The organism is Cytobacillus sp. ABV4_503 (assembly GCF_056158445.1).
In genome coordinates this window covers 201090-225119 of sequence record NZ_JBSWTH010000001.1, presented here as the reverse complement: position 1 = coordinate 225119, position 24030 = coordinate 201090, and the positions used below count along the sequence as shown (strand labels likewise).

Sequence of the window (24030 nt, the reverse complement as noted above, 5' to 3'; positions counted from 1 at the left end):
CTTATGACGTTTAAAAGGCTTTTTAACATTGGCTACGCTGTATTCCTGCTTGCCTGTTTACTCGTATATTTTTTTATTCCACACACTTATGCCTGGGTTATCCTCGTTATTCTGGCAGTCCTCTTTGGCATTTACCAATTGATAGCATTATGGAATTTAAAACAAAAAAGGAGCTCCTGATAAGGCAGCTCCTAATGTTTTCTTAAGATTTTTATGATTGTGCCCTCGTCACCGGAATCGATATCCCACTCCAGTTTCATGCCCTTCACCATCATATCAACGATGGATAAACCGATTCCGGCTCCTTTTTCATTGGAGCTGTTTTTAAGCCCCTTTCCATGATCGATAACAACAATCGCATCGTACTCATCGGTGGATTCAGTCGCCACTTTAAGGTAAAGTCCATCCTTCGCATGCCGCAGTATATTTTGCAGAATGTTATCAAAAATACGGCCCAGCCACATTGGATCGGTCAGCCATTTCACTTCAAACGGCTCTAACTCGATGTTCACCTCAAAACTTTCTTTCTCAAAAACCGGATACCAGGATGCCAAACTTTCACGAACAAACCGGACAGCATCCAGCTCGATCAGCTCCTGCTTATGCTTGCTCGCCATCAAAAGCGTGTAGCTCATTAAGTTCTCAATCAGTCTATCAATATTGACAATCGAAGTTTCCAGCGCTTTGACCGCCTGTTTTCCTGCTGGAGACAGATTTTCCTTTGCAATCGAGTATGTTTGCGCATTGATTTTCGTTAAAGGCGTCCGCAGGTCATGGGACAGATTGGCGATCAGCTCCCTCCGCAGCTGTTCTTCCTCCTGCTCGCGTTGCTTGCTTTCCTTGAGCTCAAGGATCATCTCATTAAAAGTCCGTTCCAGCTGGCCGATTTCATCATTGTTTTGCACATCAATGCCGATCGGGAGATTATCCATATCCCGTCTTTCCATCGCCTCCTGGAGTTGAAGCAGTCTTTTGCGGATGCCACGGAAAAATAAAAAAGAGACGATAATAAACAGGGAAATGATCAAAAGCAGACCGGCTCCTAAGAAAAGTCCATATTTCTCTGTTACCTCCACAATCGGCGGAAGAAATAAATTCCTCGGTATTTCAAGAACGATAAAACCGTTCTTTTCATCCCCGCCAATAAAACTTATAACTGTAAACGGATCGCCGCCATACCGTTCCTTAATAAACTTCGCTGTAAAGGCAGGAGTCCAATTAGCAGGCAGGTCCCCCTTCACATCCAGCTGCTCCAGTACATTTCCCTTTTCATCCACCCAAAACATTGAGGCTTCAGGATAGTCCTTTTTCCATTTCGAAAAAAGCTTATGAATGCTTTCACTTGAGGCATTCTCCACTTCTGCTGCATCCGCATGCCATTTTTCTTCAATATGACTGGGATCGGATTCATTCTTGTTTTTTTCTCCTGAAATGTCCTCTTGGAGACCCATAGCCAGCATAGCCACAAGTAAATAAGCTGCCTGAAACAGAAATAAGGCAACCAGAATAATCGCCATATACTTCGCCTGCAGCGATTGGAAAAACCTTTTCATATCTTCACCCTGTAGCCGATTCCGCGAATGGTCTCAATGATTTCAGGACGCGAAGGGTTCTTCTCGAGTTTTTCACGAAGATAGCGGATATGAACCATCAGGGTTTTGTCGCCCTCCATATATTGTTCTCCCCAGACGCCTTCATAAAGCTGCTCTTTTGTCAGTATCTGATTCAGATGGCGAATGAAGTGCTGAAACAGCTGATACTGCTTGCCTGTCAATTGAATTTCATCGTCTGCATCCCGATCAATAATCCTCAGGTCCTTTGTATGTACCTGTAAGTGGTGAAGCTCCAGCACCTGATCATTCTTTTGAAATCGCCTTAACAGCACTTCAATCCTCGCAGCGAGCTCATCCGGCTGGAAAGGCTTTGTAAGATAATCATCAGCAAAGCTCAGGCCCTCCAGCTTATCCTCTACCGCCGTCCTTGCCGATAGCATAAGTACTGGCATGTCACTCTTTACTTTCTTAATCCGCTTCCCAAGCGAAAACCCGTCAAGCCCCGGAAGCATCACATCTAAAATGGCAATATCGGCATCAGAAAGATAATTTTCCATACCTTCTCCAGACTGCAGCCAGATCACCTCATAGCCTCTTTCCTCTAAATCATTTTTCAGCCAGCTGCCAATATCACTTTCGTCTTCTATGTATAAAATTCGAACCATACTCTCCACCCTTTAATTAATCTTTTACGAATCTGCTTTTGAACATCATCTTATAAGTTCCCGAATCTAACAAATACTTCCTGCTATTCTACGATACTTATTATTGATAGGATTCATTTTTCCCGCCATGATTACTTCTCTATAAACAGGGTACATACTAACTAAGCTTTTCAATACCTTATTGCCTGCCACTAAGTATTCTTCCAAAAAGAGTTTTAGCGGGAGGTGATGAAGTGAGAAAAGTTTACCGAATTGAGGAATTGCTCGCTTATTTAGCATCTATTGGCTATCCTCTCACAGAGGAAAAAATCCATCATCTGATTCAGAATAAGGACATCCCGCATCTTAGACCTTACGGAAATTTGTATGTCTTCAACCTGGATCACATCGACTGGTGGGTCGGCCAGAGGAGAGAAAGCATTACCTAGCCCCGCTCTTTAGCGGGGTTTTTACTATGTAAAAAACATTCGCCATTAACAGCGAATGCTTTTTCGAACTCTTAATTCAGCTCCTCCCTTACAGAGTTCCGGAATTCGCTGTTTGTCAGAAATTGAAGCTGAAAACTGTTCATATTCCTTGAAAGCTCCTAAAACTGCGCATTGCTCAGATCATTTGCAAGGAAAGCCATTTCTGTACGATTGCCCTCTTTATCGGTTGCATACATGCTGATGGTAAAAACAAAGGCTGTTGATCCTCCCTTTTGCCCTGCATGCTGAAGCCACTCCCGGTTGCGGGGATTTTTCAGCAGCTGCTCCATAACCGGGTCAAGATAAGAATGGATTTTATTGGAAAAATAGTTTCCTGTTTAATAGGCTCATCAGCTCTGCATAATCACCAGCAGTAGCACGCGGAAGCCTGTCAGACCATATTCTTTGAAAATCCATATCGAGAACCTTCAATAGTTCCTTCTTACCTTTTTCGAGTGGCGGATGGCTGTCCCATTTTTGATGAATGTCTATAGCTCTGCTTCGATACTCATCAAGACTCATGCCCTTCAATTCCTTAAGCGCCTCTTCTTTTGTGAAACCCTTTTCCTCCATCAGCTCCATCGGGATAAAAAGGGCACTGACAATCGGATACATCTTTTCATGACTGGCAAGCTTCAAATCTTCAGCAAGTCTATTTACATTTTCAATTCCCAGGACATTCAGCAGGTAATCGGTGTTTGCATTCGAACTGTAAGCGATCATCCCATTTGTCACTTCACTTAGAGGAACACTCTCCACCTCTTCTGAAAGGCTATCAATCCACGCCTGGTGGGCTCCTCCATCTGTTTTAGGAACATAATACGTTTCCAAGGTCTTTAAATCGACTTTTTCCTTTGGGTCTATTTCTCCCTCCGCTGCCTGACGCGCATATTCAATTGCCACCATAATTTTAACCGTGCTGGCTAAAGGAAGCGGCACATCCTCATTGATTTTAACCCACTCTTCATCATTATGCCGAATAACCAAGGCCATATTGTCTGTATGCCTGTGTTCCTGCACATACCCGATGACTGACTCAGGATCACCGCTGTTTTTCCCCTTTAGATACATGAATAGGGCCAAAGCTGCTGCTGCCAAAATAAGAACTATTCCAGTGATTAACCACATCATTTTCAAAAAGAAAACCTCCATGATTACGCTGTACTATTTAAATACGAAAGGTAATCATGGAGGTTTCATCATATAGAAAAAATCCTATTAATTCGCACTTCAGTACAGCGCAAGATGAGCTGGCATACCTTTCACTCAAACGTTTGATTGAATTTTTGGGGGTTCAAAAACTTAAGGCATAGCCTAATAAAAAGAATGCAAACTAAAAACGCAGATGCCTTAATCACTATAAAGGAGGTGAAAATTATGGCAAAGAAAAAGAAAAGCCAATCAGATCATAAGAATAATGCACTTCCAAAAGAAACAGAATATGCGGATGACAGAGAAAATGGTCTTGAAAGAATCGCTTTAAAAGCCCAAAGAGACAACACCAAGTAAGCCATATGGGACAGTTAAACTGTCCCTATTTACCCCTGTCATTACGGCCAAAATGCATGTGGTACACTTTTCGTGTTTTAGTTTCGGCTTCAATATTGCTGATAAATCGTTCTTTAACCTCCTCCATAAGCAGACTCTCCAGCTTTTCAAGCCTTTTTGGTCCGAATCCGGTCATTTTTTCAGAGATTATCACCTTAAGCTCTCCATATTGCTTATACATTCGAATGCTTCCATGCCCAGTTCTTTTTGTTTTTCCTGCAGTGAAACCAAATTCATATTTTTGCTCAATAAAGGAAGAAACCTCGGGAAGACCCAAATTCTCATATAATGTCGGAAATTGATGATGGACAGGAGAATCGGTGAACCGTATGGATTCTATGTACATAATCCCTCTCCTCTCAATGGTTACAGTAATTATCTCCAATTAGGAGTGAATTCACGCGAACCTTTCCAATACTGAAATTGTTTTTGCCGCCATGGACTGATAAAATCCTTTTTATAAGAATGAAATCAAAGGAGAACTTAATATGATCAATAAAATCGGAAAAATCACAGTATACGTTGAGGACCAGGAACAGGCAAAAGAGTTCTGGCTGAATAAAATGGGGTTTGTTCTAAAGTTCGAACAGCCTATGGGACAAAATGCTGCCTGGATTGAAGTTGGTCCAAGCAATGATGAATTTACAACTTTAGTTCTCTATTCAAAGGCAGCCATGGAACAGCAAAATCCATCTGCAGTTGCCCACCCGTCCATCCTTTTCAGCACATCTGATATTGAAGCTGCTTATGAACAAATGAAACAAAATGGCGTGGAAGTTGAGGATATGCTAAAAATGCCTTTTGGAACCATGTTTACGTTTAAAGACCAGGATGGAAATAACTATTTATTAAGAGAGGATAAATAATTCCAAGAAGACCTGTCCTTCAAATGCTGAGTGGACAGGTCTTTTTTCTCTTAGCCTTCAAATGCTTTCTTCAAAGTATTCAAATCAATCTTTTTCTCCATTTGGAGCAATGCCTTCATTACTCGCTCGGTTTTTTCAGAATCATGGCTGCTGATCATTTCGCTTAACTCTGCAGGTACGATTTGCCAGGATACGCCAAACTGATCCTTCAGCCAGCCGCATGCCTGTGCCTTCTCATCCCCGCCTTCAGAGAGCTTTTCCCAATAATAGTCTATTTCTTCTTGATTCTCGCAATTAACAATAAATGAAATTGCCTCATTAAACTTAAATTTTGGTCCGCCATTCAGGGCAGTAAACTCCTGCCCTTCCAGCTGAAATTTCACAGTCATAACCTTTCCCTCTGGCATGTCGCTAAGTTCGTGCCTTTCATTCCCATAGCGGGTAATCTTGCTGATAGCTGAGTCCTTAAAAATCGAAGTATAAAAGTTTGCTGCCTCTTCAGCTTCTGTATTGAACCATAAGTTTGGTGTGATTTTTTGGATTTTATTTTTCATGATATCAACTCCTGTTTAGATGCTCTTCATCTTCATTTTAGCCTAATTTTGAGTTTGATATTTAATGCTTATTAGTCAATAAATCCTGTCACACTTAGCGACAGGCAAAACTCATTATCCCAGGAAACGATGATACAGGTTCTTTGCCTGGAGAATGTCTCTTACCCCATGCACCAGCACTCTTCCATCCTTAAATACAACCACTCTTGCCTCATCGATCGAAAATGAGAGCAAATAAGGATTGCTCTCTACCATGATTCCTTGAGAGACCAGGGATTTTTCCAAAAAAGCAACATCCATGTCCTGAAGGGCTGAAGGCCTGATTTGAACAGTATCCCTCCCGCAAAGCAGTGCTGTTTTTGTCTGATTTCTGTAGTCCAGGAAGGGATAAACTGGATTAGTCCCACACGATAAGCACTGCGGATTCTTTAAGGAAGTAACATTAACAGAACTAAAATGATTTTTCCATACATCAAAAGAAACAAATGTCCCGCGTAAGGATTCCAAGTCTTCTGCCAATATCTTTAATGCTTCAGCGGACTGGTAAGCCGCAACCATTTGAATAGCCGGCTGAATAACACCTCCCGTATCGCAAGTGGCACCTCCCAATGGCAATTTGTCCATCAGGCAATTCAGGCACGGTGACACCCCAGGCAAGATGGTATAGCTTAAACCATAGCTCCCCACACACCCTCCATATATCCAGGGAATCCGGTGCTTTTGAGTTATATCATTGATAAGAAAGCGAATGTCAAAATTATCTGTTGAGTCAATGATTAAATCAACACCCTCAATCAGCTCTTCAATCTCCTGTACTCCTACATCCATTATACGGGCAATAACTTGAACCTCTGAATTGATGGCTTTCAGGCGTTTAGCCGCTGCTATCGCTTTTGGAGCTTTACGAACAGCGTCTTCTTCACTATAAAGCTGCTGGCGCTGCAGGTTGCTCCACTCCACATAATCCCGATCGGCAATGGTTAATTTGCCGATGCCTGCCCTTGTGAGGGTTTCTGCATTTGCAGCCCCTAATGCACCAGCCCCTACAATCAAAGCGTGTTTTTCCCTCAGCTTTTTCTGTCCTTCTTTGCCAATCGCAGGAAATAATATCTGGCGGGAGTATCGCTGATTCAACTAAAAACCATTCCTTCCGCCGGGCTGCTTGCTGATGCATAACGCTTTTGGGGCATCCGGCCAGCTTCATAGCCCAGCCTTCCTGCTTCAATGGCGAGTTTCATTGCTTTTGCCATTTTAACAGGATCATCGGCAGAGGAGACAGCCGTATTTAATAACACACCATCTGCTCCCAGCTCCATTGCCAATGCCGCATCTGCCGGGCTCCCAATTCCAGCATCCACAATAATCGGAACAGCAGCCTGCTCTGTAATAAATTGAAGATTAATAGGATTAATGATTCCCTGCCCTGAACCAATTGGCGAAGCACATGGCATGACCGCATGGCAGCCTATTTCTTCTAGTTTTCGGGCAAGGACGACATCATCAGAGGTATAAGGAAGAACAATAAATCCCTCGTCTAATAGAATCTCCGCTGCTTTTATTGTTTCTATTGGATCGGGAAGAAGTGTTTTGCTGCATCCAATAACCTCAACCTTAATCATGTCGCAGAGCCCGGAAGCTTTGGATAGCCTTGCTATTCGAACAGCCTCCTCAGCTGTACTTGCTCCTGCCGTATTTGGGAGTAATTTATATTTCTTTAAATCCAGCTTTTCCAAAAAGTTGGGCTGGTTCGCTTCAAAAATGTTCATACGGCGTACTGCAAACGTAAGCACCTCTGCTTCCGAAGCTTCTACAGCTTCCCTTTGCACATCAAAGCTTGGATATTTTCCTGTTCCGAGCAGCAGCCGTGAATTAAATTCATAGGGTCCAATTTTCAACAAATCATCCGCCTCCTACAAAGTGTACAATTTCGATTCGATCCCCGTCTGTCAGTATGGTTTCAGCATGTGTGGAATTATCCAAAATGTTCTGGTTTAGCTCGACAATGACTACCTTTTGCTCCAAATGAAAGTGCTCGAGCAGGCGTGAAACAGAATTAACTGTTTCCGGTAGCACAATAGCATCTCCGTTAATGACAATATTCATAAAAGCACCCCTTTTGACGAATGGACTAAACATTCAAGGCGGGACAGCTCAAATGGATTAGGCTGCTCCGTTTTGCCTTCCATGATGTCTGCCATCAGTTCTCCTGTTGCCGGGGCAAGGAGGATCCCATTCCGAAAATGCCCAGCTGCAATGTATAACCCTTCACATGCTGGATGTTGTCCCAAAAAAGGCTGCCCATCAGCCGATTGCGGACGAATTCCTGTCCAGGCGCCTTCCCATTCCGCATTCGCGATGACAGGAACCAGGTTTTGAGCCTTTTCCATCAGCAAGGATATTCCCTCAAAGGTCACCTTCTCATCAAATGAATTTACCTTAACCGTCGCTCCAACTACCAGCCTCCCGGATTGCTTTGGAACGATATAGCATCCATGTGAAAAGATCGTCCCCTGTACAAGCGGTTTTTCAACCTTGACCGAGAAGCACTCGCCTTTAACCGGAATAATGGGCAGCGAAAGGCCCGTTCTTTCAAGAAGCTCCCTGCTCCAGACCCCGGAAGCAACAATAACGGAATCTGCCAGAAGTTCTCCCAGGCTGGTTCTGACTCCATAAACCTTTTTATCTTTTAAAATAAAATCTGATACATGTGTATACTCATATATTTCTGCGCCGAGGGCTATTGAAGCTTTTGCAAAGGCAAGGGACAATTCATATGCCTGTACTTGTCCGTCATTCGGTATATACATGGCCCCCCTCAATTTATTTGATACGAATGGTTCACGTTTGATCAGGTCATCGATCGAAAACCATTCGGCCTGCTCACCCGCTTTTTGCTGGCTTTCTATCAAGCTTTTTAATGCCAGCTCCTCTTCTTTATTAGCCGCCACTTTATATACACCCTTATTTTGATAGCCAATATGCACTTGAGATAAATCTTCCAGTTCAGGAATCAGGCTCTGATACATGGAGCGGCTTTTGCATGCCAGCTGGAATAGCGGGCCGTCTTCTGTCAGTTCCGTTTGGGCTCCTAAAATTCCAGCTGCCGCTCCGGAAGCCTTGCCGGCTATTTTTCCCTTATCCAAAACGGCCACTTTATACCCTCTTTTAGCCAGTTGAAAAGCAATGGAGCTACCGTTAATGCCGCCGCCAACTATAACGGCGTCAAATATTTTCCTCATCATTTCCCCTCCTCATCTAACTTATTTAAAAAGAGCTTTGCTGCCTCTGCAGGGTCCTTTGCCTGCAAAATCCCTGACATTACAGCAATGCCATCTGCCCCCGCCTCCAAAACCTCTGGGACTTTTTCTGGTTTAATGCCTCCAATTGCCAATACCGGAATTTCTACTGCCTTTTTGAGAGCCTCCAGTGACCCAGTGCCCCTTGGCGGAGCTCCCTTCTTAGAATCGGTTTCAAATATGTGTCCAAACAGGATATAACCAGCTCCCTGTTTTGCAGCCTCTTCTGCTTCTTCAAGAGAATGTACGGAACATCCGATGGGTATATCTGGAAAATTCATTTTGACAACATGGACTGGAAGGCTGTGAAAAGCAAGATGTACACCTGCCTTACATGTCCATGCAACATCCACCCGATCATTTATAACAATTTTATGAATGGGGACTCCCTCATTACAAAGCAGCTCAATTCCTTCATATAGCTCCCTTGCGGTTCGATGTTTTTCCCTCAAGTGGAACTTATCTGCAAAGGGTTCCACTTCACCTGCTATTTCAGCAAAGGCCTCTAGAGAAAGCTTTCCATCTGATATAACATGCAGCTGTTTTTTCATTGCGGATGCTCCCGTGCTATTTTTAGATTTTGTGCAAATAAAAAACCACCTTCTAAATAGAAAGCGGCGGTATGGGGCCTTGGAATTCAGACCCGATACTCCACTTCCCTACGCTGGCATGCCAGATCAGGTTCCAAGGGTCTTAAAGCTTTTGCTTTAATCTCAGCCTGCAAACAGGCACCCCCAGCGGATTTAATTTCTATTAAACTATAAAAAGACTACTGATAAATGTTTCCCCCGGCTTTATTAAATTCCTCAGCTTTTTCTTCCAGTCCCTTCTTTATCGCTTCATTTGTTTCAAGCTGATGTTCTTTTGCATAATTCCGGATATCCTGAGAAATTCTCATACTGCAAAACTTTGGCCCGCACATGGAACAAAAATGAGCTGTTTTTGCACCTTCAGCCGGCAGTGTTTCATCATGAAATTCCAAAGCACGCTCAGGATCCAAAGAAAGATTAAATTGATCTCTCCAGCGAAATTCAAAACGGGCTTTTGACAGGGCATCATCCCTTTTTTGCGCTCCAGGATGTCCCTTTGCCAGATCTGCAGCATGAGCGGCAATTTTATACGTGATGACACCCTCGCGCACATCGTTTCTATTTGGCAAACCCAAATGTTCTTTAGGTGTAACATAGCAAAGCATTGCCGTACCATACCAGCCTATCATGGCAGCCCCGATTGCAGAGGTAATATGGTCATAGCCCGGAGCTATATCAGTCGTAAGGGGTCCGAGTGTGTAGAATGGTGCTTCTTTACAGATTTCCAATTGTTTATCCATATTCTCTTTGATTAAATGCATTGGAACATGGCCAGGTCCCTCGACCATTACCTGGACATCATGTTCCCAGGCAATTTTCGTCAGCTCTCCAAGTGTTTCGAGCTCTGCAAATTGAGCCTCGTCATTTGCATCTGCAATCGATCCCGGCCTCAGTCCATCCCCCAGGGAGAAGGCCACATCATAAGCTTTCATGATCTCGCAAATTTCTTCAAAGTGCGTATATAAAAAGTTCTCTTTATGATGATGCAGGCACCATTGAGCCATAATGGATCCGCCTCTCGACACAATTCCGGTCAAGCGTTTTGCCGACAGCGGCACATACCTCAAAAGGACACCTGCATGAATGGTAAAATAGTCAACCCCCTGCTCTGCTTGTTCGATTAGGGTATCCCTGTATACTTCCCACGTAAGATCCTCGGCAATGCCATTAACCTTTTCAAGGGCCTGATAAATGGGAACAGTACCGACCGGAACGGCAGAGTTTCTGATAATCCATTCGCGTGTAGTATGAATATTTTTGCCTGTAGACAGATCCATAATTGTATCCGCTCCCCATCGGGTAGCCCAGGTCATTTTCTCTACCTCTTCTTCAATTGAGGATGAAACAGCCGAGTTACCAATATTCGCATTAATTTTTACATGGAAATTTCTTCCGATAATCATTGGCTCTGTCTCAGGATGATTGATATTGGAAGGAATTATCGCCCGCCCTCTTGCTACTTCAGACCGCACAAATTCCGGTTCCATATTTTCCCGAATAGCTATAAACTCCATCTCCGGGGTAATGATCCCCTTTTTGGCATAGTGAAGCTGGGTGACATTCTTCCCTATTTTCGCTATCAATGGCTTGCGGTTTAAGCCAGGAAAGACTTTATGATTGGCACGCGGATCACCTTCATTGAGGTAGCCATTGTCCTCGGGCTTTACTTTCCGCCCATCATATTCTTCTACATCCGCTCGTTCCTGAATCCACCGGCTTCTCAGAGCGGGAAGCCCTTTCTTTAGATCTGCCGTATATTGAGGATCCGTATATGGTCCGCTCGTATCATATACACGAACCGGCTCATTGACCTCTTCACCAAACGTTCCGGCAGTGGGGCTTAATTCTATCTCTCGCACCGGAACCTTTATATCAGCCCTGGAACCCTTCACATATACTTTTTTGCTGCCAGTAAAGCTTGACATAATAGAAATACTCTCATGATTTAAAGAACTTGCAGTCATTAATCATCTCTCCCTTATTAAAAATGTAAGGACGAGACCTGGAACCAAGGAAGTGCCATATATGTAAAAAAGCCGGTCCACATAAAGATGGACCGGCTTAACCGCAGATGTCTTTGCACAAAGAAACTTTTGCACATTCTAACTTCCCCACGCTGGTATGATCCAGATCAGGTCCAAAGAGTCAAGAAACCTTAGCGCGTTTCTTTCTCAGCCCAAGCTATTGGGCACCCCTAGTTATTGCTATTAAATTCAATTTTAGTATACAGAATTGCGGTAACAAAGGAAAGGAATTTTTTCAGAATTCTGCCAGATAAAAAATGTTGTCTTTATTTTGCTCCTAAACTCGTTTTCCTTAATTCAGGCTTTTTACTTGTGAATGAACATCAAAAACGCCTGCCAGCGGCAGCCGTTTTAAGTAATTTAATGAAGGTTAGTTCCCGTCAGATTCCTCATCATTCATATCCATATCACTTTGATCCATACTCTCTTCAATTTGCGGTGATTCTTCATTCATGCCGGGCTCCTCCATATCAGATTCTTCTGATGTGCCAGGATCCTGCATTTCACTATCTTCATTATTGTTTTCTTCCATCTGATTATCTTCCAATTCCACATCTTCCGTTTCCGGAGGCGGATCCTGTTCATCCGTTCCGCATCCTGCCAACAATAATCCTGCACTCAATGGAACTGATAGCCATAGCTTCTTATAATTCATGTATTGTCATCTCCTTTTGCAGTATTATGTTTCTTTAAGACCTTACCCTTTTGGCAGGAGGCCAAACTTTTCTGATCTCTAATAGCCCATCACCCGATTAAATCCCTAGTATCTGCAAATACTATCCCTGCCACAATTACTGGAGGATGAATTATGAAAATACTTTTCTCCCTTATATTATTTAGCTTTCTGGGAATGCCTCTATACGGCGGACAGCCTGCAGAAAAAGAACAATGGGATCAGCAGGGTCTTTCTGAAGAATATCACGGCCATGTTGAAGAACGTACAGAAGCACCATACAAGCAAATTCAATTGCTGGGCATTAATGATTTCCATGGACAGCTGAATGTCACTCGGCAGGTTAACGGCAGACCAGCAGGACGCGCAGATTACCTCGCTGCCTATTTGCGGCAGCGTGCTTCTGAAAATGAAAACACCATTATGCTTCATGCTGGAGACATGATTGGAGCCAGTCCGCCAGTATCCGCTCTTCTGCGGGATGAACCGACTATTGAATTTTTGAATAAGATGGGGTTTGATATTGGCACTATCGGCAATCATGAATTTGACCGGGGATCTGAAGAACTGCTTCGCCTGCTAAGTGGCAGCAGCCCTTCAGCAGCAAAAGATTATTCCGGATCCCAATTCCCATGGATTGCGTCCAATGTAATCAGCCAAAAGTCAGGCAAGCCCTTCCTTCCTCCATATAAAATAGTAAACGTCAGCGGAATCCCAATTGGATTTATCGGAGTCATCATGAAAGAAACACCGGCTCTTTCAGCACCTGACAGTATGAAAGAACTGATCTTTATCGATGAAGCTGAAGCCATCAACAAGTATGCCCGAGAACTTAAAAAACAAGGAGTAAGAGCCATTGTGGTACTGGCGCATGTCCCTGGAAAATCAAAACTCAATGGGGAGCATGCCAGAGGCCAGTTAATAGAGTTAGCCCATCAGGTGGATGACGAAGTGGATATTATGTTCGGAGGCCATAGTCATGACTATCTGAACAGTGTGGTGGATGGAAAGCTTCTTGTACAGGCCTACTCATATGGCACTGCCTTTTCTGATGTAGATATAGAAATAGATCCCCAGACAAAGGATATTGTCCGCAAGCACGCTGAAATTGTAAATGTTTTTCAAGAGAATATCCAGCCCGCAAGCGACATAACCAGGATGATCGAGCGCTATGAAAGAAAAGTAGAATCCACTGTGAACAGATATATCGGCACTGCCGCAATCTCAATCACAGCCGAACAAAACAGAAGCGGTGAATCAGCCCTGGGCAATCTTATTGCCAATTCCCAGCGGACAGCGATGAACACAGATTTGGCTTTCATCAATCCAGGAGGAATCCGGGCAGACATTGACGCCGGCCGTGTTACTTGGGGAAACTTATTTGTCGTCCTTCCCTTCAGCAATCAACTGGTCAAAATGAACCTGACAGGCAGCCAAATTCGTGATGTCCTCAAACAGCAATGGAAGCCAAATACAACAAGAATTCTTCAGATCTCTGGACTCACTTATACTTGGGATGACAGCAAGCCTAGAGGTGAAAAAATAAATGATATATATCTGTCTGACGGAACATTACTTGATCCGAGCAAAAACTATTCGGTCGCTGTAAATACTTATCTCGCTGATGGAGGAGACAATTTTACAGTATTCCGAAAAGGGACAAACAGAGTGACCGGTCCAAGTGATATAGATGCACTAGTGGACTATATACAGAATTTAGCACAGCCATTCAGCTCCGCGATTGATGGACGCATAAAGAGAATAGACTGAAAAAGGACAGCCCCGTGACTGTCCTTTTTTCTTGTCCATTTAATACTAATAGAAGGACGGACATCATATTCTTCTATTAGGATCAGAAAGAAAGGAATAGGATAATGAAAAAGTATATTTATTTTCTCATGCTGTTCGGCGTCTTTTTTCCATTTTTCCATAAAACAGCCATTGTTTTTGAAAACTGGAGATTGTGTACAAATACATCCAAATTGATAGGGATCCGGCTTTATGGACTGGATTCAATGAGAAACCTCCTCATATCATCACTGGCGGCCCTGGTTGCTTTTTTTTTCACCCAAATATTTATTGGCTGGGACAACAAACATAAAAGTTCTTAGACATATGGAATTGCAGCCTATTCATAAACTGTAAATTGCGGTTTAGTCGGATGGTCAATGACTAGAGCATCATTTGAAAATTTTAAGAGCTTTTTATACAAAACAAGATCTCCAAAACATCCAACAGTCAATATCGCCCCTAATATCGATAATCCGGGCATATTCAGTACAATTCCAAGAACAAGGGGCAACAAGCCAGTCGGAATGAATGGCAGCATTAAAACCTTTTTCATTTGCTGAACAGTCACTGGCTGTTTGGCATGAGCATAAGTCACACCCAATTTCAAATTGACTCCCCAGGACATTTCGCTCCATGGAACACCGCCAATATAGCGAAAACCTGCCAGATGGATGGCTTCATGCAAAACAACTATAACAACCATACCAGCTAAAAATAATAGCATACCGATAAGATCAAAAGACATTTCCCCTCCGCCATAAATCACTGCATGTAAAAAGAGCACCCCAAATACCAGCACAATCGTTGCAATGAATAAATAAATCTGCAATTTCATCATTGAAATGGAAACAACCGTTTGTTTTCTATTATCCAACTTTCTCATCCCCTCAAGAAATAAGACCATATACAAATGTACGGAGAAAAAATTAAAAAGTTTCAGATGTTTCCATTCTTTTACTCTCCTTCTTTTGCCTCATTCTCAAATTCTCACTTTTACCGATTGTGCCCAAATGGACCTAATGTACCCGAAAACACTGTTACCGGCATCAATAGCCTTGTATAATCAATTCAAGAACACTGTGAAAGGACTGTGATAAGGGAAGTGCTATATATCTGGGATATTGAAAAGATTATTTTACATACATTAAACGAACACCGCCTCAATATAAATTACGAGTTCAGCAATACACTTACTGCGCCTATGAGCTACAACGTCTCAACGAATACAATTAAGTTTAACTATCTGAAAGTGAACGGCTACATAGCCAAAATCAACTTTAAAATTAAAGAAACCGATGAGAACCTGTTGAAATTGATGCTATACCATGAAATAGGCTATTATCTGGATTTCAAGAAAAACAAACATGATATAAGAACCCTAATGTATGGAGAAGATGACGAGAAAGAACAGCTCATGTCTGAAATAGAAAAAAACTCCTGGGATTATGGAAGAAAAATAGTTCCTGAATACCTCGTAAATGCCTATGATCATTTACGGGAATTGGATAAAATGTTCAGCTAGAAAAAAAAATGCGCCTCATCAAGAGACGCATTTCTTTTTTAATTCGGCTCCACATGGACATGAACATCATATACCCCATAATCCTGCATCATCACTTTCTCAACATGTGTCGCAATATCATGGGCTTCCTTAATATCCAGTGTGGAATTAACGAGAATGACCACATCGATCACTTCATTGTTTCCATAGCTTCTGCCTTTAATATCTTTTATGCCTTTTACCCCATCTACTTTTTTGATGACATCCTGATAATGATTAATCTTTTTTTCATCAAATCCATCTGAAAGCTCATGGGAGGCTTGTACAAAAATATCCCATGCCGTTTTACATATTAATATCCCGACAATAATGGCTGTTAACGGATCAAGCCATGGCATGTTCAGTTGTGATCCAAAAATTCCGATGGCTGTGCCTAAACTCACCCAGGCGTCTGAGATATTATCCTTAGCCGTTGCCATAACGGCCTTGCTGTTAATTTTAATGGCTAATTTTTTGTTGTAGCGGTACACAAAGTACATTGCCGCTCCAGAAAAAACTCCCGTATATGCCGCAATGATATCAGGAGATTCATTAACTCCTTCAAACATAGATGAAACAGCATTCAGCAGAACTTGAATGCCCACAGCAGCCATAATAAAGGACGCTACCATGGAAGCGATGGTTTCACTTTTCCAATGGCCATACCCATGATTTTTATCCGGCGGACGCTGGGAAATCCTAAGACCTATAAGCACTGCAATTGAAGCAATAATATCCGTTGTATTATTCAATCCATCCGCTTTCAAAGCAGCAGAATCACTCACATATCCAATTGTTAATTTTAGTACAGAAAGACATATATAAGCTGCAATACTAATAAACGCAGCACGCTCACCCAACTTAAGGTTTTGATACTTTTCCTCTTCCATGCCCTAGCCTCCTACTTTACCCTTGCTTATATTACCAAGCGGAATTCGGGTGGGTCTAGAGCAATCTTTTTGTCTATTATTAAATAAATAAGCAAAGTGCAATTAAGTTGGACTAGTGAAAATTTAAGCCAGCCCTGAAATAGGCTGGCTTGATTTGTTCATTTTAATGTGCATAAGGGAATAACAGAAATTTGAACAACCTGAAAGAAACGGCCCTTCTTCCAAGAAAATCTAAGCCCTCTTAAGACTCGCTTCAAACAAATCGATAATTTCCAAAAATCTCTCTGCTTCTCTAAACGTATGGTCTGCCAGAAGAGGATGAATATTGCTTTTGATCCGGCACGCCTCTATTAATTCTCTGGCTGTTTTCTTAAAGTCCCTTAATGAAGCAACTGATACCTTATTCTCATTTAAAAAATGGCTAAGTATTGGTTTCGTTTCTGATTCAGGCTGCATAGAGTCAAGATCAACAGCTTGAAAGACCAATTGGTCAAAATCATGACTAAACTCTCTTGCCTGTTCTACCAGCTTTCTTTCCGAAGGATCTAGTAAATGGCCAATAAACTTAGCATGATCTGCCATGATCCTGAGAAAGAATACATTTTCTTCTATAATGGCTTCAGGTTTTGGTGCGAGTATCCCTGAGTTTAGGTCTTTTAATCGATTTGCAAAGTATGCAGCTTCTCTGCTGATATGGTCAATCAATAATGGAAAATTATTTGAACGGATTTCGCATCTTAGTGTCAGCCCCAGCACTTTCCTCTTATAGCTCCAGATGGCAGCAGCTGCTTGATAAACCTCGTTATTAAATGCTCGAACCTGGCTTAGTTCTGAGTTGATTGTAAATCTGGCCAGCTTTTCCTCGATTCTTTCAAATAGAGCGATAAATTGCTGTGCTTCGGCGATTAATTGTTTTTGTTCATAGGTAAACCCTAAACTTAAAAATAGTGCATGTTCTTTCATAATCCTGGACCAAAATTTAATTTCATCCAGCGATCTAACGACTATTGGATCCGCCATGTCATCCCCTCCCCAATTACTCACTCCTTCTCATATATATTTATGATCTTCTGCCTTTATTCTATTTTATTGAAGCAGGTAAACCAGCTGAAATTGTACGAACTGCTTCCAAGACGGCAGCAGTCATTCTATTACTCATATTTTGAAAAATCCATGAAATAGCTATAAATCAAGTAAATAACCATTGCAAACGCGGTTGAGATAAACCCCCATCCCAGCGTAATCTGCTCGATGACCAAATAATTATTGCAAAGCTGTACAGGGGACCAGATATATAGCCATCCCAGGGCTAAAAATAAGATAGTAAAGAAAATAATGAGAGCATGCTTCCAAAATGGACTTAGCTTTGGCCAGCTGTCCCGCAATGGAACCCCAGCCAAAAAAGGAAGCGAAATAAATTTAAAAGCTTCAATACTTGTAAGCGTCAAGGCTTCATCCATTGTCCTGGGCAGAGACCAATAAACCATAATGATCGAAAACAGCAAAATACCAGGGACTCCATTTTCATTCCAATTTGAAAAGAATTTCTGAAAGCGATTTTGAAAGAATTTCGCCATGAATAAACCCGAGATCACCAGTAGAGGCATTTGCATATGCATATGGGTAATCATAATGGACTCCAGCAAATTAGCTACTGGCGGGAGAATCAGTGTTAGAAGCAGCAGGAATCCATATACTGATGGCTTCATCATTTTTCCCCTCCACTTTGCAGAATCTCTGTTACCCGATCAGCCGCCTCTTCAATCAGTGTGTAATCCATAACTTCGACTAACTGTCCTTTTGGATTCACCAGATAAAAAGCCGAGTTATGTGCAAAATTGCCGTATTCATCTGGAATGACAACGACTCCAAATCCGTCCAGTAAAGACTTAAGTTCCTGCTGATCCGGAATCCTGGCCATTCTCCAGGTTTCTCCGTCACTTCCAAAGGCCTTCCGGTAAGTATCCAATGTTTCCGGATCATCCCGCTCCGGATCAAAACTGATGCTCAGAAACTGAATATCATTTCCGATGTACTCTTCCGGAATCCGTTTATATACTTCAGACATATTAACCTCCAGTTCAGGACAAACAGTACCGCATGAAGTATATAAAAAGGTAATAAACACATATTTCTCTTCGAATTCTGAGAAAGAAAAGATCCTCCCGTTATTATCTTCAAGTGTTACATCCGGGAATTGAGGCTTATCATCCATTAACTGATTAATTCTGGCTGTTTCGGCAGTGAAAGCCTGAAACCCATCTGTGCCAATGTAAAACAGGACCACACCAAACACCAGTATCAGCAAGCTTGAAAGCACCGTTCTATTTTTTGGAAACATGATTCTTCACTTCCTTTTAAAGAAAGAGACAGCCCAGCAGCCGAGCTATCTCTCTACCCTTACCAGGTTTTATATGGAGGTGAACCTGGAGGTGCATTGACTATAAAATCGACCAATGGAATGACGTAAGCCATGCCGACAAGGACAAACATACACACAATCCATAATCCCCAGCGCTCTGTCCATCTAGGTGTTGGCGCTTCATCCTCTTCCACTTCCGCAAGAGGGAATTCTGTGTTTCCTTTTGGTGCAAAGAACATGAGGTAGAATACAGCATATACCTGCATAAGTACACCGATCATAAGAAGGCTACCACCGATAGCCAGGAAGAACAGATAAGGATCCCAGCTTAAAGCAGTCGCATTGTCAAAGTATGTTGAATAGGAAGTTCTTCTTGGAGAACCCAGCAGACCCACCCAATGCATCGCTCCGGACATGATGATCATACCGAGCGTCCATATGATCGTTTGTATAACCCCAAGTTTATTGATCTGCGGTGTAAGCACTCTTTTTGATACATAAGGAATGAGCCAGTAGCTGATGCCGAAGAACGTCATGACCACAGACATGCCAAGCGTTAAGTGGAAATGACCGACAATCCACATTGTGTTATGAACAACCTGGTTCAATTGGTTTGTGCTTTGTACTATTCCACCCGCTCCGGCAGGAATAAAAGCAGCCATCGCGATAAATGGCGCGAGAAACCGAACATCTCCCCATGGAAGTTTCTTATACCAGCCGACAAGACCTCTTCCTCCTTTCTTTCTCGCTGTACGCTCAAATACCGCAAACATAGCATAAGCAGTCATTAATGAAGGAAAACCAATCGCCAAACTCATAAACACGTGCATGTATTTCACAGGTTCAGAAATACCAGGATCAATAATCTGATGATGGAAACCGCCGGTAATATTCATAATTACTAGTGCAATAACTACAATTCTTGTTAAAAGGTCATTCCATCTTCGGCCGCCAATAACCTTCGGCACTATGACATACCAGGCAGAGACCGCGGTTAAATACCAGATGTTAACCAGCGTATGGCCGAACGCCCAGAACAGCGTGCGTGCAACCATGACATTTATTGTCTCCATCCATCCAAAAGCCCAAGGGATAATGGTAAACACCTCAATGGCTACAGGTATGCTGCCAAAGAATAAGAGAACAAAAACACCGGTAGCAAAGAAAGAAAGAATAGGGACATGCTGGCCGGGATTCCTCTTTCGCCAGCTAGCCACATTAATAAAGGCACCAAAGGCGCACATCCATACACCCAATACAATGAAGACTAAGCCGATATAGAAAATAGGTGAAGCAGCCATTGGCGGATAAAAAGTATACATAACAGATGCTTCATTCATTAAAATCGGAATCACAGCTAGGACAAATCCGAAAATCTTCATCCAGAAGCCAATCCAGGCCATCATTCTTACCTTAGGAAGCAGTCCTCCCAGCGTATGCGATAATCCAGCATAAAAGTAACCAATTGTGAAGAAAGCCGACAGTACGACTACCAGAAGCAGACCGTGAGCTGTAAGAACCTGATAATAGTTCAGCCATGCCGGCAATTCCAGCATTCCAGCCCGGTTCAGCCCTTGCAAAAGTCCAAGTATTCCCCCCAGCAGGATGGCTAAGAAAGCAACAGATAAATATGATTTCGTTATTTTTGCATCCTCCAGGCTAATTCCCATAACTTTATTTGCTTTATCCTTAAAAGCTTGTGTTTTTCCTGTTTGCTTAATAACAGTTTCCACCATCTATCCCCCCTTTATTTCACCGTAATGGTGGTGCTCATCATCTGATGGCCCGCACCGCAGTACTCATTGCAAAGAACCAAATATTCACCTGGCTTATCAAATTTCTGAGTGATCTTTTGTACATAGCCAGGCACAACCATTGCATTTAAGTTCGTGTCGGCAACCTGAAAGCCATGCACGACATCTTTTGATGTCATAGTAAAATGAACCGTTGATCCTGCAGGCACTTCAATTTCATTTGGGGTAAAGCTGAATACCTGAAGGGTCATAACCACTTCATACTCATTGTCGCCTATCTTCTTAATCCCGGGAATATTAAACGGCTCTGTCTCATCCACTTTTTGAGGATCAATTCGCTCTCCATAGCTTGGCGGCCCCATCTCCAGGGCGAATGTCTGATAGCCCGTAATCAGCATGAATCCAATAATCATTCCAAAGCTTAATATCAGCCATATCTTCTCCGACCGATGCATCATTTTTTATCCCCCCTATAATCTGGCCATGTAAAGACCATACACAATTAAATAAGTAACAAAGATCCCAAGTCCCACAACTGTAACTGAAAAGAACGTACCCCTTAGAGAGTTATGTTCCTTTAAACTGCTTTGGCCCACTTTTCGCGTTTCCACCTTCCATCAGCTCCTTAGCTTTGTTACCTACATCATAGTTGAGAAGGGTTTTCATAAAAGTGAAATGAATCACACTTTTTTTAAATATCTCGCAGGCAAAATGCTGAAATACTAGCAAAAACATAGTAATATCAAGGCTTTCTTCCATTGAATTCTGTACTGGCAAGCATAACGATTCACAAATAGTTCACATAAACTCACCTGATTTAGAAAATCACGCAATCCTCTTAAATCTGGCTTTAAAGATATAAAGGTAATATATATAAATTGATCCAATAACGGTTCTATAAAGGGGTTATCAAACACAAAAAAAACTAATTCCTATTGGAATTAGTTTGAAAATGGTATGTATAATGGTGGGCCTAAATGGACTCGAACCATCGACCTCACGCTTATCAGGCGTGCGCTCTAACCAGCTGAGCTATAGGCCCATATGTTGGAGCGGGTGAAGGGAATCGAACCCTCATCATCAGCTTGGAAGGCTGAGGTTTTACCACTAAACTACACCCGCATATGAATATGGTTTGGAGGCAACACCCGGATTTGAACCGGGGATGGAGGTTTTGCAGACCTCTGCCTTACCACTTGGCTATGCTGCCTTAAAAATGGCTGGGCTAGCAGGATTCGAACCTGCGAGTGACGGAGTCAAAGTCCGGTGCCTTACCGCTTGGCTATAGCCCAATAATAAATAATGCTGTCAAAAGAATAATGGGGCGATTGATGGGAATCGAACCCACGAGTGTCGGAGCCACAATCCGATGCGTTAACCACTTCGCCACAACCGCCACTATCCTACTGGCAGGGGTAGTAGGAATCGAACCCACATCAAAGGTTTTGGAGACCTTCGTTTTACCATTAAACTATACCCCTATATAAATGGTGGAGGGGGGCAGATTCGAACTGCCGAACCCGAAGGAGCGGATTTACAGTCCGCCGCGTTTAGCCACTTCGCTACCCCTCCAAGTCTGAAAAGACTTAGGAAATGGTGGCTCAGGACGGAATCGAACCGCCGACACAAGGATTTTCAGTCCTTTGCTCTACCGACTGAGCTACTGAGCCATATAATATTTTTTCCCCTAAAGCTAAATACATGTGCTTCAAAGCCCTGCGTTCTTTGTTGCAGATTTTAAAAGCATGCTATTCGATGATGTTGAAGCTTCGCAGCTTCATTCTTTTAAAATCCTCTACCGACTGAGCTACTGAGCAATATATTATTAATTTTTTAAAAATGGCGGTCCGGACGGGACTCGAACCCGCGACCTCCTGCGTGACAGGCAGGCATTCTAACCAACTGAACTACCGGACCAGATTGCGGGGGCAGGATTTGAACCTGCGACCTTCGGGTTATGAGCCCGACGAGCTACCGGACTGCTCCACCCCGCGATAGTATTATTAATGTGATTTTCCCATGCTCACATCTAGCATTTTATCTCGCAGCTTATTCAATGAAGTACCGCCCCGATTTCAGAAAGATTATTCAAGCAGCAGCTCAATCGGTGCGCTGAAGTAATTCCTTCGAAGTTTATTCGGGCGTGCTCCACCCCGCGATAGTATTATTAAATGAAATATGGAGGAGGAAAGGGGATTCGAACCCCTGCGCGGTTTGACCCGCCTGTCGGTTTTCAAGACCGATCCCTTCAGCCGGACTTGGGTATTCCTCCGATGTAATAAAAAATAATCATATTGGTAGCGGCGGAGGGGATCGAACCCCCGACCTCACGGGTATGAACCGTACGCTCTAGCCAGCTGAGCTACACCGCCGAAATGATTATATATTTATGGTGGAGCCTAGCGGGATCGAACCGCTGACCTCCTGCGTGCAAAGCAGGCGCTCTCCCAGCTGAGCTAAGGCCCCATGTAATAATAGAAGTGTCTCTGGTCGGGAAGACAGGATTCGAACCTGCGACCCCTTGGTCCCAAACCAAGTGCTCTACCAAGCTGAGCTACTCCCCGTAATATGGCGCGCCCGAGAGGAGTCGAACCCCTAACCTTTTGATCCGTAGTCAAACGCTCTATCCAATTGAGCTACGGGCGCAAAATAATGGAGCGGAAGACGGGATTCGAACCCGCGACCCCCACCTTGGCAAGGTGATGTTCTACCACTGAACTACTTCCGCTTAAAGAATGGTGCGGGTGAAGGGAGTCGAACCCCCACGCCTTGCGGCGCCAGATCCTAAGTCTGGTGCGTCTGCCAATTCCGCCACACCCGCAATATGAAATTAAAATGGTGAGCCATGAAGGACTCGAACCTTCGACCCTCTGATTAAAAGTCAGATGCTCTACCGACTGAGCTAATGGCTCATACTTTTATGAGATTTCCTAAAGCCTGATACGTGCAGTCAGATGTTCCAAAGCTAAACCGCTTTGTCACAGATTGCTACTCGTGTGAAGAGTCTCACTGATGCTGCAATCTGCTCTACCGACTGAGCTAATGGCTCATACCTTAAGAGGAGAAAATCGCTCGTCCAAAAGTAATGGTGGAGGATGACGGGATCGAACCGCCGACCCTCTGCTTGTAAGGCAGATGCTCTCCCAGCTGAGCTAATCCTCCAAAATGGTGACCCCTACGGGATTCGAACCCGTGTTACCGCCGTGAAAGGGCGGTGTCTTAACCGCTTGACCAAGGGGCCATATATAATTACCCAATTAGGGTGCCCGGCAGCGTCCTACTCTCACAGGGGGACAGCCCCCAACTACCATCGGCGCTGAGAAGCTTAACTTCCGTGTTCGGTATGGGAACGGGTGTGACCTTCTCGCTATCGCCACCGGACTATTTGATTGAAGAAACTTCGTTCCCTCAAAACTAGATAATGCATGAAGAAGTATTGCCGAGTATTCACCAATGA

The 24030-nt window shown here is 43.1% G+C and carries 26 protein-coding genes, 20 tRNA genes, 1 rRNA gene and 2 riboswitches; of the genes, 5 read left to right on the top strand and 42 right to left on the bottom strand.

Annotation, left to right across the window (positions count from 1 at the left end):
- Nucleotides 1–191: 191 nt before the first annotated feature.
- Nucleotides 192–1553 carry a sensor histidine kinase gene (locus ACXAD1_RS01155; RefSeq protein ID WP_474909213.1) on the bottom strand — a complete coding sequence of 454 codons (1362 nt, stop codon included), beginning with the start codon at nt 1551–1553 and terminating at the stop codon, nt 192–194.
- Nucleotides 1550–2218 (bottom strand): response regulator transcription factor, encoded by a 669-nt coding sequence (locus ACXAD1_RS01150; protein ID WP_370221423.1) that lies wholly within the window; start codon nt 2216–2218, stop codon nt 1550–1552. The genes ACXAD1_RS01155 and ACXAD1_RS01150 overlap by 4 nt, the downstream gene beginning before the upstream one ends.
- A 233-nt stretch (nt 2219–2451) precedes the next feature.
- On the opposite strand from ACXAD1_RS01150, the gene ACXAD1_RS01145 reads away from it, so the two are divergent.
- Entirely contained in the window at nt 2452–2646 is a 195-nt protein-coding gene (locus ACXAD1_RS01145) for a hypothetical protein (RefSeq protein WP_206845178.1), read from the top strand.
- A 158-nt stretch (nt 2647–2804) separates the two neighbouring features.
- On the opposite strand, the gene ACXAD1_RS01140 is transcribed toward ACXAD1_RS01145, so the two are convergent.
- Entirely contained in the window at nt 2805–2975 is a 171-nt protein-coding gene (locus tag ACXAD1_RS01140; protein WP_474909212.1) for a hypothetical protein, read from the bottom strand.
- A gap of 25 nt (nt 2976–3000) precedes the next feature.
- On the bottom strand, nt 3001–3816 hold the full coding sequence (locus ACXAD1_RS01135) for a serine hydrolase (protein WP_474911267.1): 816 nt from the start codon (nt 3814–3816) through the stop codon (nt 3001–3003).
- A 246-nt stretch (nt 3817–4062) separates the two neighbouring features.
- On the opposite strand from ACXAD1_RS01135, the gene ACXAD1_RS01130 reads away from it, so the two are divergent.
- Complete coding sequence (locus ACXAD1_RS01130) at nt 4063–4194, top strand: hypothetical protein (RefSeq protein WP_280516127.1); 132 nt, start codon at nt 4063–4065, stop codon at nt 4192–4194.
- Between the two features lie 25 nt (nt 4195–4219).
- Here ACXAD1_RS01130 and ACXAD1_RS01125 read toward each other — a convergent pair whose 3' ends face one another.
- Nucleotides 4220–4579, bottom strand: coding sequence for a hypothetical protein (locus ACXAD1_RS01125; protein ID WP_474909211.1), 360 nt, complete (start codon nt 4577–4579; stop codon nt 4220–4222).
- A gap of 142 nt (nt 4580–4721) precedes the next feature.
- Here ACXAD1_RS01125 and ACXAD1_RS01120 point away from each other — a divergent pair, with 142 nt between their 5' ends.
- Nucleotides 4722–5099 (top strand): VOC family protein, encoded by a 378-nt coding sequence (locus ACXAD1_RS01120; RefSeq protein WP_206845189.1) that lies wholly within the window; start codon nt 4722–4724, stop codon nt 5097–5099.
- Nucleotides 5100–5149: 50 nt separating this feature from the next.
- Here the strand turns inward: ACXAD1_RS01120 and ACXAD1_RS01115 are convergent, their stop codons facing one another.
- The 8 genes from ACXAD1_RS01115 to ACXAD1_RS01080 all read right to left on the bottom strand — a co-directional run bounded on the left by ACXAD1_RS01115 (nt 5150) and on the right by ACXAD1_RS01080 (nt 12218).
- Nucleotides 5150–5653 (bottom strand): VOC family protein, encoded by a 504-nt coding sequence (locus ACXAD1_RS01115; protein ID WP_206845192.1) that lies wholly within the window; start codon nt 5651–5653, stop codon nt 5150–5152.
- A gap of 114 nt (nt 5654–5767) precedes the next feature.
- On the bottom strand, nt 5768–6787 hold the full coding sequence (locus tag ACXAD1_RS01110) for a MoeB/ThiF family adenylyltransferase (RefSeq protein WP_474909210.1): 1020 nt from the start codon (nt 6785–6787) through the stop codon (nt 5768–5770).
- Nucleotides 6784–7551 (bottom strand): thiazole synthase, encoded by a 768-nt coding sequence (locus ACXAD1_RS01105; protein WP_206845197.1) that lies wholly within the window; start codon nt 7549–7551, stop codon nt 6784–6786. The genes ACXAD1_RS01110 and ACXAD1_RS01105 overlap by 4 nt, the downstream gene beginning before the upstream one ends.
- A gap of 1 nt (nt 7552) precedes the next feature.
- Entirely contained in the window at nt 7553–7756 is a 204-nt protein-coding gene (thiS, locus tag ACXAD1_RS01100) for a sulfur carrier protein ThiS (protein WP_206845199.1), read from the bottom strand.
- Entirely contained in the window at nt 7753–8892 is a 1140-nt protein-coding gene (gene thiO / locus ACXAD1_RS01095; RefSeq protein ID WP_474909209.1) for a glycine oxidase ThiO, read from the bottom strand. The genes thiS and thiO overlap by 4 nt, the downstream gene beginning before the upstream one ends.
- Nucleotides 8892–9500: a thiamine phosphate synthase gene (locus ACXAD1_RS01090; protein WP_474909208.1), complete on the bottom strand. Its 609-nt coding sequence runs from the start codon at nt 9498–9500 to the stop codon at nt 8892–8894. The genes thiO and ACXAD1_RS01090 overlap by 1 nt, the downstream gene beginning before the upstream one ends.
- An 88-nt stretch (nt 9501–9588) precedes the next feature.
- A riboswitch (TPP riboswitch) is annotated at nt 9589–9695 on the bottom strand.
- Nucleotides 9696–9718: 23 nt separating this feature from the next.
- On the bottom strand, nt 9719–11503 hold the full coding sequence (thiC, locus tag ACXAD1_RS01085; protein WP_474909207.1) for a phosphomethylpyrimidine synthase ThiC: 1785 nt from the start codon (nt 11501–11503) through the stop codon (nt 9719–9721).
- 127 nt (nt 11504–11630) lie between these two features.
- Nucleotides 11631–11745, bottom strand: a riboswitch (TPP riboswitch).
- A gap of 188 nt (nt 11746–11933) precedes the next feature.
- Nucleotides 11934–12218: a hypothetical protein gene (locus tag ACXAD1_RS01080; RefSeq protein WP_474909206.1), complete on the bottom strand. Its 285-nt coding sequence runs from the start codon at nt 12216–12218 to the stop codon at nt 11934–11936.
- Nucleotides 12219–12371: 153 nt separating this feature from the next.
- On the opposite strand from ACXAD1_RS01080, the gene ACXAD1_RS01075 reads away from it, so the two are divergent.
- Nucleotides 12372–14006, top strand: a complete 1635-nt coding sequence (locus tag ACXAD1_RS01075; RefSeq protein ID WP_206845205.1) for a bifunctional metallophosphatase/5'-nucleotidase — start codon at nt 12372–12374, stop codon at nt 14004–14006.
- 358 nt (nt 14007–14364) lie between these two features.
- Here ACXAD1_RS01075 and ACXAD1_RS01070 read toward each other — a convergent pair whose 3' ends face one another.
- Nucleotides 14365–14901: a DUF3267 domain-containing protein gene (locus ACXAD1_RS01070; RefSeq protein ID WP_474909205.1), complete on the bottom strand. Its 537-nt coding sequence runs from the start codon at nt 14899–14901 to the stop codon at nt 14365–14367.
- A 228-nt stretch (nt 14902–15129) separates the two neighbouring features.
- Between ACXAD1_RS01070 and ACXAD1_RS01065 the strand changes: the two genes are divergently transcribed.
- Complete coding sequence (locus tag ACXAD1_RS01065; RefSeq protein ID WP_474909204.1) at nt 15130–15549, top strand: hypothetical protein; 420 nt, start codon at nt 15130–15132, stop codon at nt 15547–15549.
- A 38-nt stretch (nt 15550–15587) separates the two neighbouring features.
- Here ACXAD1_RS01065 and ACXAD1_RS01060 read toward each other — a convergent pair whose 3' ends face one another.
- From ACXAD1_RS01060 to rrf, 28 genes are all read right to left on the bottom strand, one after another.
- The gene (locus tag ACXAD1_RS01060) at nt 15588–16457 is read right to left on the bottom strand and encodes a cation diffusion facilitator family transporter (RefSeq protein ID WP_474909203.1); all 870 of its coding nucleotides are present in this window, start codon (nt 16455–16457) and stop codon (nt 15588–15590) included.
- Between the two features lie 231 nt (nt 16458–16688).
- Complete coding sequence (locus ACXAD1_RS01055) at nt 16689–17477, bottom strand: DUF2935 domain-containing protein (protein ID WP_206845213.1); 789 nt, start codon at nt 17475–17477, stop codon at nt 16689–16691.
- 131 nt (nt 17478–17608) lie between these two features.
- A complete protein-coding gene (locus ACXAD1_RS01050; RefSeq protein WP_206845216.1) occupies nt 17609–18169 on the bottom strand; it encodes a hypothetical protein in 561 nt (186 codons plus the stop codon).
- The gene (locus tag ACXAD1_RS01045) at nt 18166–18798 is read right to left on the bottom strand and encodes an SCO family protein (RefSeq protein ID WP_474909202.1); all 633 of its coding nucleotides are present in this window, start codon (nt 18796–18798) and stop codon (nt 18166–18168) included. Before ACXAD1_RS01045 ends, ACXAD1_RS01050 begins: the two co-directional genes overlap by 4 nt.
- A gap of 59 nt (nt 18799–18857) precedes the next feature.
- Nucleotides 18858–20555, bottom strand: coding sequence for a cbb3-type cytochrome c oxidase subunit I (locus ACXAD1_RS01040; protein ID WP_474909201.1), 1698 nt, complete (start codon nt 20553–20555; stop codon nt 18858–18860).
- Nucleotides 20556–20566: 11 nt separating this feature from the next.
- On the bottom strand, nt 20567–21031 hold the full coding sequence (locus tag ACXAD1_RS01035; protein ID WP_474909200.1) for a cytochrome c oxidase subunit II: 465 nt from the start codon (nt 21029–21031) through the stop codon (nt 20567–20569).
- 12 nt (nt 21032–21043) lie between these two features.
- Entirely contained in the window at nt 21044–21184 is a 141-nt protein-coding gene (locus ACXAD1_RS01030) for a cytochrome c oxidase subunit 2A (RefSeq protein WP_206845226.1), read from the bottom strand.
- Nucleotides 21185–21538: 354 nt separating this feature from the next.
- A tRNA-Ile gene (locus ACXAD1_RS01025) sits at nt 21539–21615 on the bottom strand.
- Nucleotides 21616–21621: 6 nt separating this feature from the next.
- Nucleotides 21622–21695, bottom strand: a tRNA-Gly gene (locus ACXAD1_RS01020).
- 14 nt (nt 21696–21709) lie between these two features.
- Nucleotides 21710–21783 (bottom strand) — tRNA-Cys (locus ACXAD1_RS01015).
- Between the two features lie 7 nt (nt 21784–21790).
- A tRNA-Gln gene (locus tag ACXAD1_RS01010) sits at nt 21791–21865 on the bottom strand.
- A gap of 28 nt (nt 21866–21893) precedes the next feature.
- A tRNA-His gene (locus ACXAD1_RS01005) sits at nt 21894–21969 on the bottom strand.
- Nucleotides 21970–21980: 11 nt separating this feature from the next.
- A tRNA-Trp gene (locus ACXAD1_RS01000) sits at nt 21981–22054 on the bottom strand.
- Between the two features lie 7 nt (nt 22055–22061).
- A tRNA-Tyr gene (locus ACXAD1_RS00995) sits at nt 22062–22145 on the bottom strand.
- 22 nt (nt 22146–22167) lie between these two features.
- Nucleotides 22168–22243, bottom strand: a tRNA-Phe gene (locus ACXAD1_RS00990).
- Between the two features lie 170 nt (nt 22244–22413).
- Nucleotides 22414–22490: transfer RNA gene (locus ACXAD1_RS00985), tRNA-Asp, on the bottom strand.
- 3 nt (nt 22491–22493) lie between these two features.
- Nucleotides 22494–22567, bottom strand: a tRNA-Met gene (locus ACXAD1_RS00980).
- Nucleotides 22568–22752: 185 nt separating this feature from the next.
- A tRNA-Ser gene (locus ACXAD1_RS00975) sits at nt 22753–22845 on the bottom strand.
- A 23-nt stretch (nt 22846–22868) separates the two neighbouring features.
- A tRNA-Met gene (locus ACXAD1_RS00970) sits at nt 22869–22945 on the bottom strand.
- An 18-nt stretch (nt 22946–22963) separates the two neighbouring features.
- Nucleotides 22964–23039: transfer RNA gene (locus ACXAD1_RS00965), tRNA-Ala, on the bottom strand.
- A 21-nt stretch (nt 23040–23060) separates the two neighbouring features.
- Nucleotides 23061–23137: transfer RNA gene (locus ACXAD1_RS00960), tRNA-Pro, on the bottom strand.
- A gap of 5 nt (nt 23138–23142) precedes the next feature.
- Nucleotides 23143–23219: transfer RNA gene (locus ACXAD1_RS00955), tRNA-Arg, on the bottom strand.
- Nucleotides 23220–23226: 7 nt separating this feature from the next.
- Nucleotides 23227–23301, bottom strand: a tRNA-Gly gene (locus ACXAD1_RS00950).
- A gap of 8 nt (nt 23302–23309) precedes the next feature.
- Nucleotides 23310–23394, bottom strand: a tRNA-Leu gene (locus tag ACXAD1_RS00945).
- Between the two features lie 15 nt (nt 23395–23409).
- Nucleotides 23410–23485, bottom strand: a tRNA-Lys gene (locus tag ACXAD1_RS00940).
- Nucleotides 23486–23659: 174 nt separating this feature from the next.
- Nucleotides 23660–23735 (bottom strand) — tRNA-Val (locus tag ACXAD1_RS00935).
- A 4-nt stretch (nt 23736–23739) separates the two neighbouring features.
- Nucleotides 23740–23814 (bottom strand) — tRNA-Glu (locus tag ACXAD1_RS00930).
- 23 nt (nt 23815–23837) lie between these two features.
- Nucleotides 23838–23954 (bottom strand): 5S ribosomal RNA (gene rrf / locus ACXAD1_RS00925).
- Between the last annotated feature and the right edge of the window lie 76 nt (nt 23955–24030).